Below are 1,188 nucleotides of genomic sequence, written 5' to 3'. Positions count from 1 at the left end.
ACTATGTTTGTTTTTCATTTTATTCACAAATAGTTCCAGTTGCTATTCCTGTTGGAGCGAAACCTACTGGGACATTAGTGATAACAGTATTCGTGGCAATATCAATAACAGAAACAGTATTACTACCTTGATTTGTAACATAGGCACGAGTGCCATCAGGTATGATAGTTACCTGATCAGGGGATAAAGCAACAGGAATTGTATCAATCAAAGTATTTGTCGCCACATTTATTACCGAAACATTATTGCTAACTTTATTTACAACGTAAATAAGGTTTCCACCTGGTGTAATATCTATACCAACAGGTTCGGTACCTACGTTAATTGTATTAATTACGGAATTGGTAGCGGTGTTAATAACAGAAACAGTATTGCTGTTCTGATTCGTGACATAAGCACGAGTGCCATCTAGTGTGAAAACGATTATTCTAGGGCGAATGCCAACAGGAATGGTAGCGGTAACTGTGTTAGTAGCAGTATTAATAACAGAAATTGTGTTACTTAATTCGTTTGCAACATATGCAAAGGCTCCGTTTGGAGAAACAGTTATTCCTTGCGGAGCGATACCAACAGGGATGGTAGTGATAACTGTATTAGTAGCAGCATTAATAACTGAAACGTCATTACTCGCGTGGTTTCCAACATAAACAGTTGTGTTATTTGGAGAAACAGCTACGCCAATTGGATCAGCTCCAACGGGAATGGTAGCAATAACTATATTAGTAGCAGTATCAATAACGGAAACGGTATCGGAAAAAATATTAGTAACATAAGCACGAGCCCCATTGGGTGAAACTGTTACTTCAAGAGGTGCATTATCTACAGTAATTGTAGCGACTACTGTATTTGTTGCGGTGTTAATCACTGATACTGTATCATCTGTAGGGTCATCGATTGCTCCCGCGTTAGTAACATATACAAGGAAATTACATCCAGGTCCAGTTGGCCCGGTGGACACTCACAGTCTCCAGTCGGCCCAGGTGGTCCTTCCGGCCCCTGAATACCTTGCACACCTTGAGGTCCAGTCGGTCCTTCTAATCCTTCAGGCCCTTGAATGCCTTGCACACCTTGAGGTCCAGTCGGTCCTTCTAATCCTTCAGGCCCTTGAATGCCTTGCACACCTTGAGGCCCTTCCGGCCCTTCCGGTCCTTCAAGTCCCTGAATGCCTTGCACACCTTGAGACCCTTG

At 42.5% G+C, this 1,188-nt stretch carries 1 pseudogene; it reads right to left on the bottom strand.

What is annotated here, in order from left to right:
• Window positions 1–19 precede the first annotated feature (19 nt).
• A pseudogene (locus ACQGS6_RS28775) lies at window positions 20–1,188 on the bottom strand (beta-propeller fold lactonase family protein); the annotation flags it as partial.

It is taken from the genome of Bacillus sp. GMs2/2 (genome assembly GCF_050172095.1).
GTDB classification, from domain to species: Bacteria; Bacillota; Bacilli; order Bacillales; family Bacillaceae_G; genus Bacillus_A; species Bacillus_A cereus.
Note: the sequence above shows the minus strand (reverse complement) of the source record. Positions and strands in the feature narration are given on the sequence as shown.